Origin of the sequence: Sphingobacterium sp. SRCM116780 (assembly GCF_021442025.1) — a bacterium.
GTDB lineage: Bacteria > Bacteroidota > Bacteroidia > Sphingobacteriales > Sphingobacteriaceae > Sphingobacterium.
Map to the genome: position 1 here is coordinate 2,801,517 of NZ_CP090446.1, position 14,362 is coordinate 2,815,878.

General features: G+C 35.9%; 13 protein-coding genes and 2 tRNA genes. 11 read left to right on the forward strand and 4 right to left on the reverse strand.

The window, feature by feature from the left end:
• The first annotated feature begins 1 nt into the window (after window position 1).
• The 3 genes from LZQ00_RS12050 to LZQ00_RS12060 are packed head-to-tail and all read left to right on the forward strand — an operon-like array spanning window position 2 to window position 4,840.
• Entirely contained in the window at window positions 2-2,203 is a 2,202-nt protein-coding gene (locus LZQ00_RS12050) for a peptidase domain-containing ABC transporter (protein ID WP_234509543.1), read from the forward strand.
• Entirely contained in the window at window positions 2,193-3,500 is a 1,308-nt protein-coding gene (locus LZQ00_RS12055) for an HlyD family secretion protein (protein ID WP_234509544.1), read from the forward strand. The genes LZQ00_RS12050 and LZQ00_RS12055 overlap by 11 nt, the downstream gene beginning before the upstream one ends.
• 47 nt (window positions 3,501-3,547) lie before the next feature.
• On the forward strand, window positions 3,548-4,840 hold the full coding sequence (locus tag LZQ00_RS12060) for a TolC family protein (RefSeq protein WP_234509545.1): 1,293 nt from the start codon (window positions 3,548-3,550) through the stop codon (window positions 4,838-4,840).
• Between the two features lie 163 nt (window positions 4,841-5,003).
• On the opposite strand, the gene LZQ00_RS12065 is transcribed toward LZQ00_RS12060, so the two are convergent.
• Both LZQ00_RS12065 and LZQ00_RS12070 read right to left on the reverse strand, forming a co-directional pair.
• A tRNA-Met gene (locus tag LZQ00_RS12065) sits at window positions 5,004-5,077 on the reverse strand.
• 308 nt (window positions 5,078-5,385) lie between these two features.
• Window positions 5,386-5,459: transfer RNA gene (locus tag LZQ00_RS12070), tRNA-Met, on the reverse strand.
• Window positions 5,460-5,519: 60 nt separating this feature from the next.
• Here LZQ00_RS12070 and LZQ00_RS12075 point away from each other — a divergent pair.
• The 5 genes from LZQ00_RS12075 (at window position 5,520) to LZQ00_RS12095 (ending at window position 10,643) form a co-directional block, all read left to right on the forward strand.
• Window positions 5,520-5,897, forward strand: a complete 378-nt coding sequence (locus LZQ00_RS12075; protein ID WP_234509546.1) for an START-like domain-containing protein — start codon at window positions 5,520-5,522, stop codon at window positions 5,895-5,897.
• A 93-nt stretch (window positions 5,898-5,990) separates the two neighbouring features.
• Window positions 5,991-7,460: an LptF/LptG family permease gene (locus tag LZQ00_RS12080; protein ID WP_234509547.1), complete on the forward strand. Its 1,470-nt coding sequence runs from the start codon at window positions 5,991-5,993 to the stop codon at window positions 7,458-7,460.
• Window positions 7,461-7,536: 76 nt separating this feature from the next.
• Window positions 7,537-8,751 carry a bifunctional 3,4-dihydroxy-2-butanone-4-phosphate synthase/GTP cyclohydrolase II gene (locus LZQ00_RS12085; RefSeq protein ID WP_234509548.1) on the forward strand — a complete coding sequence of 405 codons (1,215 nt, stop codon included), beginning with the start codon at window positions 7,537-7,539 and terminating at the stop codon, window positions 8,749-8,751.
• A 62-nt stretch (window positions 8,752-8,813) separates the two neighbouring features.
• Window positions 8,814-9,197 (forward strand): thiol-disulfide oxidoreductase DCC family protein, encoded by a 384-nt coding sequence (locus LZQ00_RS12090; RefSeq protein WP_234509549.1) that lies wholly within the window; start codon window positions 8,814-8,816, stop codon window positions 9,195-9,197.
• A gap of 15 nt (window positions 9,198-9,212) precedes the next feature.
• A complete protein-coding gene (locus LZQ00_RS12095; RefSeq protein ID WP_234509550.1) occupies window positions 9,213-10,643 on the forward strand; it encodes an NAD-dependent succinate-semialdehyde dehydrogenase in 1,431 nt (476 codons plus the stop codon).
• 152 nt (window positions 10,644-10,795) lie between these two features.
• Here LZQ00_RS12095 and LZQ00_RS12100 read toward each other — a convergent pair whose 3' ends face one another.
• Window positions 10,796-11,689 (reverse strand): sugar phosphate isomerase/epimerase family protein, encoded by an 894-nt coding sequence (locus tag LZQ00_RS12100; protein WP_234509551.1) that lies wholly within the window; start codon window positions 11,687-11,689, stop codon window positions 10,796-10,798.
• Between the two features lie 226 nt (window positions 11,690-11,915).
• Here LZQ00_RS12100 and LZQ00_RS12105 point away from each other — a divergent pair, with 226 nt between their 5' ends.
• The 3 genes from LZQ00_RS12105 (at window position 11,916) to LZQ00_RS12115 (ending at window position 13,110) form a co-directional block, all read left to right on the forward strand.
• Window positions 11,916-12,203, forward strand: a complete 288-nt coding sequence (locus LZQ00_RS12105) for a putative quinol monooxygenase (protein ID WP_234509552.1) — start codon at window positions 11,916-11,918, stop codon at window positions 12,201-12,203.
• 110 nt (window positions 12,204-12,313) lie between these two features.
• Window positions 12,314-12,643, forward strand: a complete 330-nt coding sequence (locus tag LZQ00_RS12110; RefSeq protein ID WP_234509553.1) for a low molecular weight protein tyrosine phosphatase family protein — start codon at window positions 12,314-12,316, stop codon at window positions 12,641-12,643.
• Between the two features lie 26 nt (window positions 12,644-12,669).
• Window positions 12,670-13,110, forward strand: coding sequence for a hypothetical protein (locus LZQ00_RS12115; protein ID WP_234509554.1), 441 nt, complete (start codon window positions 12,670-12,672; stop codon window positions 13,108-13,110).
• Window positions 13,111-13,192: 82 nt separating this feature from the next.
• Here the strand turns inward: LZQ00_RS12115 and LZQ00_RS12120 are convergent, their stop codons facing one another.
• The gene (locus LZQ00_RS12120; protein WP_234509555.1) at window positions 13,193-14,335 is read right to left on the reverse strand and encodes a DEAD/DEAH box helicase; all 1,143 of its coding nucleotides are present in this window, start codon (window positions 14,333-14,335) and stop codon (window positions 13,193-13,195) included.
• Window positions 14,336-14,362 lie beyond the last annotated feature (27 nt).

Sequence of the window (14,362 nt, forward strand, 5' to 3'; positions counted from 1 at the left end):
TATGGCAAAATTTCCATTCTATAAACAGCCAGATTCCAAAGATTGTGGACCGACCTGTCTCCGTATTATCAGCAAATATTATGGAAAAATTTTACCACTTCAAATGCTTCGCGATTTGGCCGAAACAACACGTGAAGGTTCAAGTCTTTTGGGATTAAGTAAAGCTGCTGAATCCATCGGATTTAAAACCCTTTCTGTAAAAATAGATTTTAAGACACTTGTTGAAGATGCCCCACTTCCATGTGTTGTGTTTTGGATGAAACAACACTTTGTTGTTGTCTATAAGATTGAAAAAAAACGTCAAGGCTATCGCATACATGTTTCAGACCCAAGTTATGGCTTGATCAGTTATTCAGAAGAAGAGTTTTTAAATCACTGGATAGGCAAAGGTGCTACCGATACAACAGAAGAAGGGATTGCACTCGTCGTAGAAACAACAACACGTTTTGACCAACAACAAAATGTTTCTGACAAAACCTTTTCGATAACAAGCTATCTGAAGCACTATTTTTTCAAGTATAAATCCTTTATCATTCAATTGGCTTTTGGGTTGATCGGAGGAAGTTTACTATCCTTGGTTTTCCCATTTCTAACACAGAGTATAGTAGATATAGGGATTCAGAATCAGGACTTAAATTTTATCTATCTGGTGCTATTTGCTCAGATTATGCTCTATATCGGACAAATGGGGATAGAGGTCATCCGAGGATGGATTTTGTTACACCTTTCCTCGCGGATTAATATATCCATCGTATCTGATTTCTTCATTAAACTGATGCGCCTGCCTATTAATTTTTTTGATTCCAGGGTGACAGCAGATATCATGCAGCGCATCGCTGATCATGGTCGAATCGAACAATTACTGACCAATAATTCTTTACAGACGATCTTTTCACTCATCAACTTTTTAGTTTTTGGTGTTGTTCTTCTTCTTTATAGCTATAAGCTTTTTCTACTTTACTTGGTTGGTGCTATTCTTTACTTCTTTTGGATTGCATTTTTTCTGAAAAAGAGAAGAGAATTAGACTATAAGCAATTCTCCCAATTAGCCGAAGAGCAAGGACAGGTCATGGAACTGATCAATGGTATGCAGGAAATCAAAATGAATAATGCCGAAACCAATAAACGCTGGCAATGGGAAGGAATTCAGATAAAAGTTTTCCGAATTAAAATTAAAGCCCTTAAGCTGGAACAGGTACAGACAATCGGCGGGAATATTATCAATCAACTCAAAGATGTATTCATCAGTTTTGTTGCGGCAAGCTTAGTGGTAGAAGGTCAGTTGACTTTAGGGATGATGCTTTCTGTCCAATACATTATTGGACAATTAAATAGTCCATTAATACAGTTTATGAACTTTATCCGACAATCTCAAGATGCTAAAATTGCATTGGAGCGATTGAACGAAATCCATGGAAAGGATGATGAGGAACGGATGGATAATAGCTATGCGTCCGAGATACCAGCGCAGGATATTTCCGTGTCCAATTTGACATTTCGCTATAAAGGATCAACTAATCCTGTATTTGAAGAGTTAAACCTGATAATTCCTTATGAAAAAACAACGGCTATTGTAGGCGCAAGCGGTTCTGGAAAAACGACTCTCATGAAACTCTTAACAAAGTTTTACGATGCAGATGAAGGTGAAATTAAGATCGGTCAGACTGATATCCGTCATATTGCTCCAAGCATGTGGCGTGCTACCTGCGGTGTGGTGATGCAAGATGGTTACATTTTCAATGAAAGTATAGCGAATAATATCGCGATGGGTAATATTACCGTAGATAAACACAAATTAAAGCACGCGGTTGAGATCGCACATATTAAAGATTTTATTGAGTCATTGCCCATAAGTTATAATACCAAAATAGGTTATGAGGGACTCGGTATTAGTGGAGGCCAGCGCCAAAGGATGTTAATCGCGCGGGCAGTGTATAAATCACCGCAGTATGTGTTTTTTGATGAAGCTACTTCTGCGCTAGATGCAAATACAGAAAAAGTAATAACAGATAATTTGAATCAGTTTCTAAAAGGACGTACAGCTGTTATTATAGCCCATCGGTTATCAACGGTAAAAAACGCAGATAAAATAATCGTACTGGATAAAGGTAAAGTGGTAGAGGAAGGCAATCATGAACACCTTGTGTCCCTAAAAGGAGAATATTATCGATTAGTAAAAAATCAATTGGAACTTGGAAACTAAAGACAACATATTGGACAATATTAATCTGCGTTCTGAGCAGGTACAAGAGGTTTTGGAGACACCACCAAATTGGCTTATCCGCTGGGGGAGCTTAGTTGTTTTGGGTATAATTCTTTTGTTTTTTTTACTGGCCTGCATCATTAAATATCCAGAATTCATTCCATCAACCATTATTATATCTTCTCAAAATCCACCAGAAAAAATTGAGATTAGGATAGATTCACGGATTGAAAAGCTGATTGCAAAGGATCAAAAAACAGTAAAAAAGGGAGATTTACTAATGGTATTGGAGTCATCGGCAGACGATGAAGATATCCATCAATTGAAGGGAATTCTCGATTCAATCTCTACAAAGCAGCTTTCCAAATTTCCATTGCAGCTTGTGTCAAGTTTTAGATTGGGAGAAGTGCAGGAAGATTATAATGCTTTTGCCAAGGCGCTGGAAGAAGAGATCTTATTTACCAGTTTGCAACCGTATGCTGCAGAAGAAATTACGGCCTTAAAAGGTATTACAGATTATAAAGAACGTATCGCTAATCTGAAGCAACAGCATATATTGGAATCAAGCAAGCTTCAGCTGACCGAAAAAAATTATAAACGCTCTGAATCGCTGCAGCATGAAGGTGTGATATCTCCTCTGGAACTTGAAAACGAAAAAGTAAAATTATTGGAGGCACAAAAGAACTTTAAAAACACAGAAATTTCTATTGCCCAGCTGGAAGAGACCATTTTAAATTTTAAAAAATTGAAATCTGGTGCAGATGTGAATATTGTTAAAGAGAAAACTTCCTATTCATCCGCATCTATCTTATTGCTTGAAAAACTTAAGAAAGCGCTACGTCAATGGGAAAAAAATTACCTGATCTATGCGTCCATAGATGGAACATTAAGTTACCTGCAGTTTTTAGGAGAGAAACAATTTGTAAAAGCGGGAAGTACGTTGCTCAGTATACTGCCGAATAATAGACAGGTAACGGTAGGGCAAATGCATATAGGAGCCCAAAATCAAGGAAAGATAAAAATAAATCAAAAGGTGTTGATTAAGCTAGATAACTACAAGTATCAGGAATATGGAATAGTACAAGGGAAAATCAAGTCCATCGCTTCGTTGCAGGATAAAGATAGTAAATACTATGTCGAGGTAGGTTTGCCAAATGGATTGCAAACTTCGTATCATAAAACGATTGCATTTGACAAAGAGTTGAGTGGAACAGCCGATATCGTCACAGAAGAATTGACCCTTGCTGAAAGAATATTGAGTCAATTGAGGAGTTTACTTAGATACCAGGATAATTAATGTTTGTATACTTTCGATATATATTGCTAACGCTTGTGATCACATTTATGACAGACAAGGTTTTGTTAGCACAGCAGACTTTCGATTTAAATCAATGTATTGCCATTGCACTTGAAAAAAACATCACTGTAGATAAAGCTGAGTTAGACCTGGACAACAAAAACTTGGATGTAAAAAGTTATAAAAATGAGCGCCTACCTAATGTAAATGGATTTACAAATCTATATAGCAATTTTGGACAATCACAGGATATTTTTGGTAATAATGCACGAAATGACAACTTTAACGGTACCTTAGGTTTATCCTCATCTTATTCCATTCTAAATAATGGGAAACTGCGAAATTCCATTAAAAAGGCAAAAATGGAGTTGGAAGCCAGTGGACAAGATTTAGCGTTGTTGAAAAGAGAAATAACCCTGAAAACTATTCAAGGTTACTTAAACGTATTGTTGCAAAAGGAGATCTGTAAGTCTGTCGATACAGCTTTGCTATTTGCTCAGCATCAGCTTCAAAAGATACAGAAGTCAACCGATCTTGGTGCCACTTCACTCACGATATTATATGAAGCAAAGGCGAATTATGAACGTGAAAATGAAAAGAATAGGCAAGCGCACTACACCATAGATAAAGCCATGTTGGAACTTGAACAAATCATGGCTATTGAACCGGATCAAAATTTTGAAATCAATACGGAGCTCCAAGCTTTATCATCGTTACCAGAATCGAATTATAAAAGTTCAGATTTATATGCATCCTTTTTACAGCAACACCCTGGTTTGAAAAAATATGCATTGTTGAACGAAGCACTCCAATTTGATCAAAAAGCAATTAAAGCGCAACTGTATCCAACGATAGATGCCAATCTGACGCTGGGGAGTTTTTATTTCAATAATTTGACCACTAGTTTTGGCAGGCTTCCTTTGTTTAATCAACTTCAAAATAATTTTTCTCAGCAGATAGGTTTGACCATCAATGTGCCGATATTCAATAAGAACGCAGTCAAGATAGCCGTTCAAAAGAATAAAATTCAACAGGCAGAAAATGTAAAACAGCTGGAACTAGAACAACTTACGATCAAACAGGATTTAGCAAAACAGTTATTGGATCTGGATAATTATCAGAAGCAATATAAATTAGCTACTAATATTTTAGAAGTAACCAAAAAAGCATTTGAATTAAGTCTAAAGAGTTATGAGGCAGGAAAAATCAGTATATACGACCTGAACACATCACGATCAAATCTGCTTACGGCGGAAAGTGAGCTTATCCAGACGAAATACAATACTTTATTTACACAAATCGTGGTTCAGTATCTAAGTACTGGCGACATAAAACTTTAAACATGCTCAAATATTTAAATTAGTCGTTGAAATCACTGAATTTTCGACATCTCGAGTTTATATAACCGATAGTGGAGAACTACAGTCTGCCAGCTGGTGTTATGAATCTTAGCCAAAAACCTATAAAATGACAAAAGCTTCAAGTTTCCTTGAAGCTTTTTAGTAGCGGGGAGCAGGATCGAACTGCCGACCTCAGGGTTATGAATCCTGCGCTCTAACCATCTGAGCTACCCCGCCGTTTTTCGGTATGCAAATATAGCAATAACCCTTCAAATAAAAAGCTTTTTTTAATTTTTTTTCACCGTTTAGATGTCTTTCAGGGCTTAAAAAATGCAATTCCTTTATAATGAAATAAATACTAATTTCATTAACGAACGAATACTTGAAATAGAGAAACTTGCTAAACATGTTGCAAACATTTAGAAATATATTTAGCACAAAAGTTTTCACTAAAATAATTGCAAAAACAAAATAAATATGTATTATTACAAATAATACTATGAAAGTATAGCCAATACGCAATGCTAGTGGAAGGGAGGTTTTAGTAGCGGGGAGCAGGATCGAACTGCCGACCTCAGGGTTATGAATCCTGCGCTCTAACCATCTGAGCTACCCCGCCGTTTTTGGGAATGCAAATATAGATTTTTTGATTTAAAGAAAAAATAATTATTCATGTAATATGGCAGAAAAAATAAAATTAAACCTAGAATATATTGTAAATTCTTCACCAAGAATTTTATTTCCCTATTTAGAGGAACCGAATGCCCTATCACAATGGTTTGCCGATGATGTTAATTTTCGCGAATCTATCTATGACTTTATTTGGGATGACGAAAGTTACAAGGCCAAAATTGTCAGCATTAAAGAAAACAAACTCATTCGATATAAATGGCTTGAAGACGAACCCTATTACTTCGAATTAGAAATCGATCAAGACGAATTAACAAATGATGTGGCGCTACGTATCACAGATTTTGCTAAAGAAGAAGATGTCGAAAATCGTAAAATGATCTGGAATAATTCAATTGAATATCTTCAAAGTGTAATTGGAGGATAAAAAAGTATATCTTTGCATCTAAATAAAGGTCTATGAAAATAGACCTCTAAAGCTTCAAAAAAATCAAGGCTTTAGAAAGGAACACGTGAGCGGATGAAAAAGATTTATTTACTTATTCTTAAATCCTTTATAAAGCCATTCTTTGTCACTTTTTGTATCGTGATGTTTGTGCTTTTGATGCTTTTCTTATTTAAATACATCGATGATTTAATAGGAAAAGGTTTTGAATGGTATGTCATACTGAAATTAATCGGCTATCAATGTGCCGTCCAGATTTCTATGGCTATGCCCCTTTCTATGCTATTATCTTCCATCATGACTTTTGGTAATCTAGGTGAAAGCTATGAACTTGTTGCCATCAAAGCAGCAGGAGTTTCCCTCAGAAAAGCAATGACACCCTTATTTATTTTGGTTGGTTTTTTTAGCTTGAGCTCCTTTTTATTTTCAGATTACATCCTACCTATCGTCAATCTCAAAATGGGATCGCTCTTATACGATGTAAGAAATAAGAAAGCCGATTTCCTCATTAAACCAGGGATTTTCAATAACACCATTCCAGGCTATTCTATCCGTGCAAAAGGTAAAAATGACAATGGTACCATCTTGTACGATTTGATGATTTATGATAATCAAGGTGGAAATGCAGGAAACACGGTATTGATTGCTAAAGAAGGCTTTATTTACAATTCACCTGACAATAGCTATATGATCTTAAAACTAAAAGATGGTATTCGCTATGAAGATGCACGTGTAAAAAGCTCAAAAAGTTACGACCCTCGACAACAATTTACACGATTCAAGTTTAAAGAGACGGAACAAAAATTTGATATGGAATGGAATAAAATGCAACGAACAGATGAAAATCTGTTCAAGAGCCACCAAGCCATGTTGAATTTAAAACAGTTAAAGATATATACCGATTCAAATAAAATGAGATTAGATAGCGTAAGGACTATCCTATCTAAAACGTTGGATCATCGTTTTAATTTGTATTCCACTTATTTTAATGATAAACAAGAAAAAATAAAACCTGCGAAAATAAAACCCTTTGACAATTTAGTAGAAGATCTTGTTATTCCAGAACAAAGAGCTCAAATTGCGGCAAATGCATTGAGTCAAGTAACCTACATGAAAGATGAGCTGAGTAATCGATTACCTGATTATAAAGATTTGAATGGAAAAGATATCCGTTATCGGATCGAGTTTCATCGAAAATTTACATTAGCTGTTTCTTGTCTTTTGCTATTTGCTATTGGGGCACCCTTAGGGGCCATTATCCGAAAAGGAGGATTGGGTCTACCCGTTATCATGGCTATTATTTTCTTTTTGATCTATCACATTATTTCTACCGTAGCAGAAAAATCTGCTAAAGATGGTGGTATCTCCCCTATTTTAGGAATGTGGATGGCTATTATCGTGCTATCACCATTGGCAGCATTCCTAACCTATAAGTCAACCACAGATTCAGCCTTATTCGATATTGATCAATATAAAATAAAAGCAGAAGCAGGTTGGAACTGGATCAAGAATAAATTTGGACAAAAGAAAGCGAAAACGCAATAAAAAGCTCATTTTGACTTATACATTATAAATAAAATAGAATTCTACACTAACTTTGTATAATACATTTAAGATATCAATGGATTTCAAATTAAATACGATTGAAGAAGCAATCGAAGATATAAAAGCTGGCAAAGTGATCATCGTAGTGGATGATGAAGACCGCGAAAACGAAGGTGATTTTATCACTGCAGCAAGAAATGCAACTCCAGAAATTATCAATTTCATGGCAACTCACGGAAGAGGATTAGTATGTGCTCCTTTAACAAGAGAACGTTGTGATGAATTGCAATTAGAATTAATGGTTGGAAAAAATACAGCTGTTTATGAAACGAACTTTACTGTTTCAGTCGATTTACAAGGATATGGCTGTACAACAGGTATTTCCGCTTCAGATCGCTCAAAAACAATTAAAGCATTAATTGATCCGAATATTCGTCCTGAAGAATTAGGTCGTCCAGGACATATTTTCCCTTTAATTGCCAAAGACGGTGGTGTACTCAGACGCACAGGCCACACAGAGGCTTCAGTAGACTTAGCTCGTCTTGCTGGGTTTGAACCTGCAGGGGTATTGGTTGAAATTTTGAAAGAAGATGGTGAAATGGCTAGACTCCCCGAATTGATGGAAGTAGCAAAACGCTTTGATCTAAAAATTGTCAGCATCGAGGATTTAATTGAATACCGTTTAAAACATGATTCACTGATCACCGAAGAAGTTAAAGTCAACATGCCAACGACCTATGGTGACTTCCAATTAAAAGCCTACACTCAAAAAGATACTGGAGAACACCATTTAGCACTCTATAAAGGAGAATGGACAGAAGATGAACCTGTACTCGTTCGCGTACACAGTTCATGTATCACAGGAGATATTTTTGGTTCTTGTCGTTGTGATTGTGGCCCTCAGTTACACAAAGCGATGGACATGATTCAAAAAGAAGGAAAAGGTGTTATCGTATATATGAATCAAGAAGGTCGTGGAATAGGCCTTGTTAATAAATTGCATGCATACAAATTGCAAGAAAACGGTGTAGATACCGTGGATGCGAATTTAGAATTAGGTTTTAAGGCAGATTTACGTGATTATGGCGTAGGTGCTCAAATCTTACGGAATCTAGGCATTACTAAAATGCGTTTGATGTCCAACAACCCTACAAAACGCGCAGGTTTAATCGGTTATGGATTAGAAATTGTTGAAAATGTTCCAATTGAAATCGATTCAAATCCTTATAATGAAGAATATTTAAAAACAAAAAGAGATCGAATGGGTCATACCATTATGAAAAATCTTTAATCATATCAGGGAGTTCGCAAGTGCTCCCTTTTTATTTGTAGTTTTAGATGATACAAGAAGACATGCAGCAGCTCGTTATATTTGATGGCGTTTGCAATTTATGCAACGGAACTGTGAATTTTATCATCAAAAAAGATAAAAAGGACAAGTTTCGATTTACCTCCCTACAATCCGAAATTGGGCAGTCGTATCTCCGTGCTATACCTTCAAAATCCGATTCTATTTTCTACATCAGAAATAAGCAAGTCTTAACAAAAAGTACCGCAGCCTTATTTATTGCCAAAGATCTAGGCTTTCCCTATTCATTACTGACTATTTTTCGATTTCTGCCAACAACTTGGAGAGACAATTGTTATGATTATATCGCAAGAAATAGATATCGTTGGTTTGGAAAAAGAGAAACATGCGAAGTACCTTCTGAACAAATCCGTAAAAAATTTATTTAAAAAAATTTACAAGCTATGAAAAATCCTTTATTGCTCAATCAAGCATATATGAATGGAAAATTCATTTCCTCTAAAAAGACGTTTGAAGTCATCAATCCTGCAACAGGAAAAGTCATTGATACAGTCCCTGATTTAGACATCGAAGCCTGTCAAAAAGCAATACAATCGGCAGAAAAAGCTTGGCTTACTTGGCGAAAAGTATCTTCAGGAGCACGAAGCATATTTGTCAGAAAATGGTACGAACTCATCTTAGAGAACAAAGATCATTTAGCCGAAATTATGACTCTTGAAAGTGGAAAACCCTTACAAGAATCATTAACTGAAGTTGATTACGGTAATTCCTTTGTCGAGTGGTTTGCTGAAGAAGGAAAACGGGCTTATGGAGAAACTATACCCTCTTCACAAAATGGCATGCACTTGATGACGATCAAGCAAGGTATCGGCGTCGTAGCGGCTATCACCCCATGGAATTTCCCTTTGGCCATGATCACCCGAAAAGTAGCACCAGCACTTGTATCTGGCTGTACAGTGGTCTTAAAACCTGCCTCACAAACCCCATTCACCGCATTGGCTTTAGTCAAACTAGCAGAAGAGGCAGGAATACCAAAAGGTGTCTTTAACGTATTAACAAGTAAAAATAGCGCTGCTTTTGGTCAAGAACTAGCAACCAACCCTATTGTAAGAAAATTATCGTTTACAGGTTCAACTGAAGTTGGAAGAACTTTAATGCAACAAGCAGCTTCAAATATCAAAAAAGTATCCATGGAATTAGGAGGGAATGCTCCCTTCATTGTTTTTGAAGATGCTGATATTGATGCTGCTGTAAAAGGTGCTATAGCAGGTAAATTTCGTAACTCAGGACAAACCTGTGTATCCATTAATCGATTTTATGTGCAAGAGAATATCTATGATTCATTTGCACAAAAACTAACAGCAGCTGTTAAAAAGCTGAAGGTAGGCAATGGTCTGGAGAAAGGCGTACAGGTTGGTCCCCTCATTAATAGCAAGGGTCTGGAGAAAGTTCAAAAACATCTGGATGATGCGCTAAAACATGGCGCGACAATTACAACAGGTGGTAAACCGATGTCTGGTTTGTTTTTTGAGCCTACAGTACTGACAAACTTAACCCACGATGCACTAATCGCCAAAGAAGAAACCTTTGGCCCTGTATGCGCCTTATTCAAATTCAAAACAGAAGAGGAAGTTCTTACACTGGCAAACGATACCCCATTTGGATTAGCATCTTACTTCTATAGCCAAAATGTCAACCGTTGTTTTCGTGTTGCTGAGCAATTAGAAGCAGGTATGGTCGGTATTAATACCGGGTTAATATCCAATGCAGCTGCTCCATTTGGAGGGGTCAAAGAATCGGGTGTCGGACGGGAAGGATCCAAACATGGTCTGGATGAATACATGGAATTGAAATATTTGTGCTTTGCCGAATAATGTAGAACACTTTTTATAATGTCCAAATTCATCATTGTATTGAATTTTAACATTATAAAAATGCCCCCAGAAAGTGTTTAACTTTTTGGGGGTAATCAATATGTTGTACTTTATTTTTAGATTAAAGATCTTTATTTTGTCCTGTTTAAAAACTATTTCGCATAGCTAGCAGGTACATAAGATGCTGCTTTAAGATAATCTATACTTTGCTGTAAACCAACTTCCAAATCTCCAGAAACTTCTTCCAGTTCAACAAATATTTGTTGCACACCTGCCTTTTTTGCATTTTTGAAGATAGCGTCAAAACCAACCATTCCACTTTGTCCAACTTCTCTGTGATCTTTGATATGAAGTGCTAAAAATCTACCTGGATATTTATTGAAATAATCTACTGGGCTTGATTTACCGATAACTGTCCAATATACATCCATTTCAAAAAATACATTTTGAGGATCCGTATGTTCGATCATATAGTCAAACATGATCACTTTGTCTTCTACTTTTTGAAATTCATGCGCATGGTTATGATACCCATATTTAATCCCCTTTTGACGACATAACTTCCCTACTTCATTTAAGTACTTACATTGTGTTTCCAAATCTTTGACTGTTTTCGGAACTTCAAGCCATGGTGTTACAATGTATTTCATACCAGCGGCTTTATGTGCATCGATCGCTTTCTCCCACCATGCCAACGCATTTGAAAAATCACCTGATGCTAACTCTTCCTTTGTCAACGTTCTAGTTACATGTGAAGAAATAACTTTCATTCCTGCTTTTTCAACTTTACTTTTAAAATCTTGCGGGCTTGTATTGTAGAATAGACCATCATTAAAGCCTGCAGCTTCAACACCTGTATAGCCCATACCTGCCAATCTTTTTAAAACTGGAAAATAATCTGTGTCATTGTGGATTAAACTTTTAACAGAGTACAATTGCAATCCAATTTCTTTCTTTTTAACTTTCTGTTGCGCAAGACTTTTAAATCCTAAAAGACTAGTCCCGGTTATTAATAATGCGGTTACTAAAAATTTTAATTTCATCATTGTTTGTTTTATTATGAGATTAAGACATTCTTTTCTATTCTCGGTTTAGGTTTTTATTGAATATCCCGGAATGCTTATATGTAATATTATACATAATTTCAAAAAATAGCAAGAATAGACTTAAAAGATCGAATAACATTTTAGGTACAATATACACGATCTAGGGAAAAATCTGTATTTTAGAGATTAGGAGTAGGAAAACCCCACTTCATTAAAAAGGAAAGAAATGAAAGTTTATTTAACCGTTGTATTACGTACGAAAGAAGCTTATCGCGAACAAGTAAAACAAACCCTGCTGGATATGGTTCGTCAGACGCGTCTTGAACCTGCTGCCGAACTGTATAATCTACATCAAGGTACCGAAGACCCGAATGTATTTACATTTTATGAAACATGGTCAGATCAAGCAGGTCTCGACGCACATAATGAACAACCTTATATCAAAAATTTTGGAACAGTTGCTCAAGAATATTTAGCTGATGCCCCTCTTATCATCAAAACGAATTTGATATAAGTATCCTTCAGATAAAAATAGTTGCTAAGGATGGTAAATCATCAAGTAGAGAACTAAAGACACCTGATCAATAGAATTATATATTTTTGCGACAAGAAAATCAGTAAAGCATGCAAAACATATTATTCATTTGTAGTAGAAATAGGTGGAGAAGTTTAACAGCGGAAACAATTTATAAAAACCATCCCTCGATTAAAGTCAAATCTGCCGGAACCGAAAGTAATGCAAGAATAAAAGTAAACGCAAAGCACTTAACTTGGGCCGATAGGGTATTTGTAATGGAAAAGCATCATAAAGAAAAATTAATAACGCAATTTCCTGTTGAAACTAAAGCGTTAGAAATAGTCACCTTGGAAATCCCTGATCAATACAAATTCATGGATAAAGACTTAATTGAAGAGCTTGAGAGCTCTGTTTCCTGGTATTTCGAGGAACAATAACTGCTTAAAGCCTTTAATTATAGAAAATGATTTTTAATTACGTTTTTAAATATTTTTACCTGCCCACCCTAGTCATGCTGTTGAGCTGCAGCTCTGCGGAAAATGATGCCACACCAAAATACTATCAAGCAATTGCTAATCGAGATACCGCATTTCTTAAAATCACCAAACGTAAGAATTTTTTCTATGGTCAGTATATCATTCAATATGGGTTGAGTTCAAAGGATTCTGGTGAAGTTCAAGGTAAGATTTCAGGGGACACACTCATAGGCGATTATTTCTATATTCCTAGAAATGGAGGTACAAAAAAAAGAACCGCATTTGCACTCTTGCAAAAAGGAAAGACATTAAGATTAGGGACGGGTGCAGTGATGAGTTTCTTGGATATCCCCTATTACGCACCCGATGTTCCCATCAACTATGATCAGAGCAAATTTGTTTTTGAGGAAATAAAAGCCCCAAAATAGATCCTATTGAATAAAAAGTATGATAGGGATAATAAAAGATGATTTACATCAAAATATGAGGAACAAGAATAAACAGAACCTGCTAATAACCATGTAAATTGATATCCGTCGTAGGTTTTATTTCAACAGTTTTACCCATTTTCTTTTGAATAACACCAAAGTGATGCATGTCCTCATCTGTTAATAAAGTAATAGCAGATCCAGCATCATGTGCACGACCAGTTCGACCAATACGGTGAACATAATCCAATGGAGAACGTGGGAGTTCAAAATTAATAACAACTGGTAAAGCATCAATATGGATACCACGACCGATTAAATCTGTAGCAACTAAAACTTGCACATCCCCTTTTTTAAAATAATCCAGATGATCTCTTCTACTCCCTTGTGATTTTTCACCATGAATAGAAATAGCCCTAATTTTATTTTTCAGTAGCTTCTCCACGAGTTTATCAGCCGTACGTGTAGAAGATACAAATACCAGAACCTGATTCATTTTATTTTCTTTGATCAGATAGCGCAAGAATGGCCCCTTCGTTTCTGCAGTCACATGATAAGCTACCTGATCTATTTTATCAATATCAAGAGCATCTTTTGCAATCTCTACAACAACAGGTTGAATCGCTAGAATATTCTTTATTTCAGAAATTTTATCATTTAAAGTTGCTGAAAATAATGTCGTTTGTTTTTTCTTAGGCAACAAAGCAAAAATTTGCTTTAATTCATCCTCAAATCCTAACTGAAACATTTTATCAGCCTCATCAATAACTAAATGTTGAATTTGACTAATGCTTAATGCTTTGTTATGGATTAAGTCGAGCAGACGACCTGGAGTTGCGGTTAACACTTCCACCCCTAACATCCCTTTCATTTGCGGATTGATAGAAACACCTCCATAGACCGCCATCGTTTTGATTTCACGTTTTAGATGGCCTGTAAAAGCCCTAAAAACTTCATCGATTTGAATAGCTAATTCACGCGTGGGAACAAGAACTAATACCTGAATATTTCGATCACGCTTAACCTCCTGCTGCTGTAGTTTCTCTAGAATAGGCATCACAAAACAAGCTGTCTTTCCCGATCCTGTTTGTGCAATTCCCATTAAATCTTTTCCCGACAAGATAACCGGAATGGTTTGTTCTTGTATTGGAAAAGGTTTTAGATAACCCAATTGTTTAACAGAATGAATAATATGGTGTGATAATCCTAAAGATTCAAATGACATAAGCATGTTTTATTTACGACAAAAGTA

Excerpts from the sequence above, each read along its gene's own strand:
- LZQ00_RS12050 (WP_234509543.1), top strand. The coding sequence starts at position 2 with ATGGCAAAATTTCCATTCTATAAACAGCCAGATTCCAAAGATTGTGGA.
- LZQ00_RS12060 (WP_234509545.1), top strand. The coding sequence starts at position 3,548 with ATGACAGACAAGGTTTTGTTAGCACAGCAGACTTTCGATTTAAATCAA.
- LZQ00_RS12075 (WP_234509546.1), top strand. The coding sequence starts at position 5,520 with ATGGCAGAAAAAATAAAATTAAACCTAGAATATATTGTAAATTCTTCA.
- LZQ00_RS12080 (WP_234509547.1), top strand. The coding sequence starts at position 5,991 with ATGAAAAAGATTTATTTACTTATTCTTAAATCCTTTATAAAGCCATTC.
- LZQ00_RS12085 (WP_234509548.1), top strand. The coding sequence starts at position 7,537 with ATGGATTTCAAATTAAATACGATTGAAGAAGCAATCGAAGATATAAAA.
- LZQ00_RS12090 (WP_234509549.1), top strand. The coding sequence starts at position 8,814 with ATGCAGCAGCTCGTTATATTTGATGGCGTTTGCAATTTATGCAACGGA.
- LZQ00_RS12095 (WP_234509550.1), top strand. The coding sequence starts at position 9,213 with ATGAAAAATCCTTTATTGCTCAATCAAGCATATATGAATGGAAAATTC.
- LZQ00_RS12100 (WP_234509551.1), bottom strand. The coding sequence starts at position 11,689 with ATGATGAAATTAAAATTTTTAGTAACCGCATTATTAATAACCGGGACT.
- LZQ00_RS12105 (WP_234509552.1), top strand. The coding sequence starts at position 11,916 with ATGAAAGTTTATTTAACCGTTGTATTACGTACGAAAGAAGCTTATCGC.
- LZQ00_RS12110 (WP_234509553.1), top strand. The coding sequence starts at position 12,314 with ATGCAAAACATATTATTCATTTGTAGTAGAAATAGGTGGAGAAGTTTA.
- LZQ00_RS12115 (WP_234509554.1), top strand. The coding sequence starts at position 12,670 with ATGATTTTTAATTACGTTTTTAAATATTTTTACCTGCCCACCCTAGTC.
- LZQ00_RS12120 (WP_234509555.1), bottom strand. The coding sequence starts at position 14,335 with ATGTCATTTGAATCTTTAGGATTATCACACCATATTATTCATTCTGTT.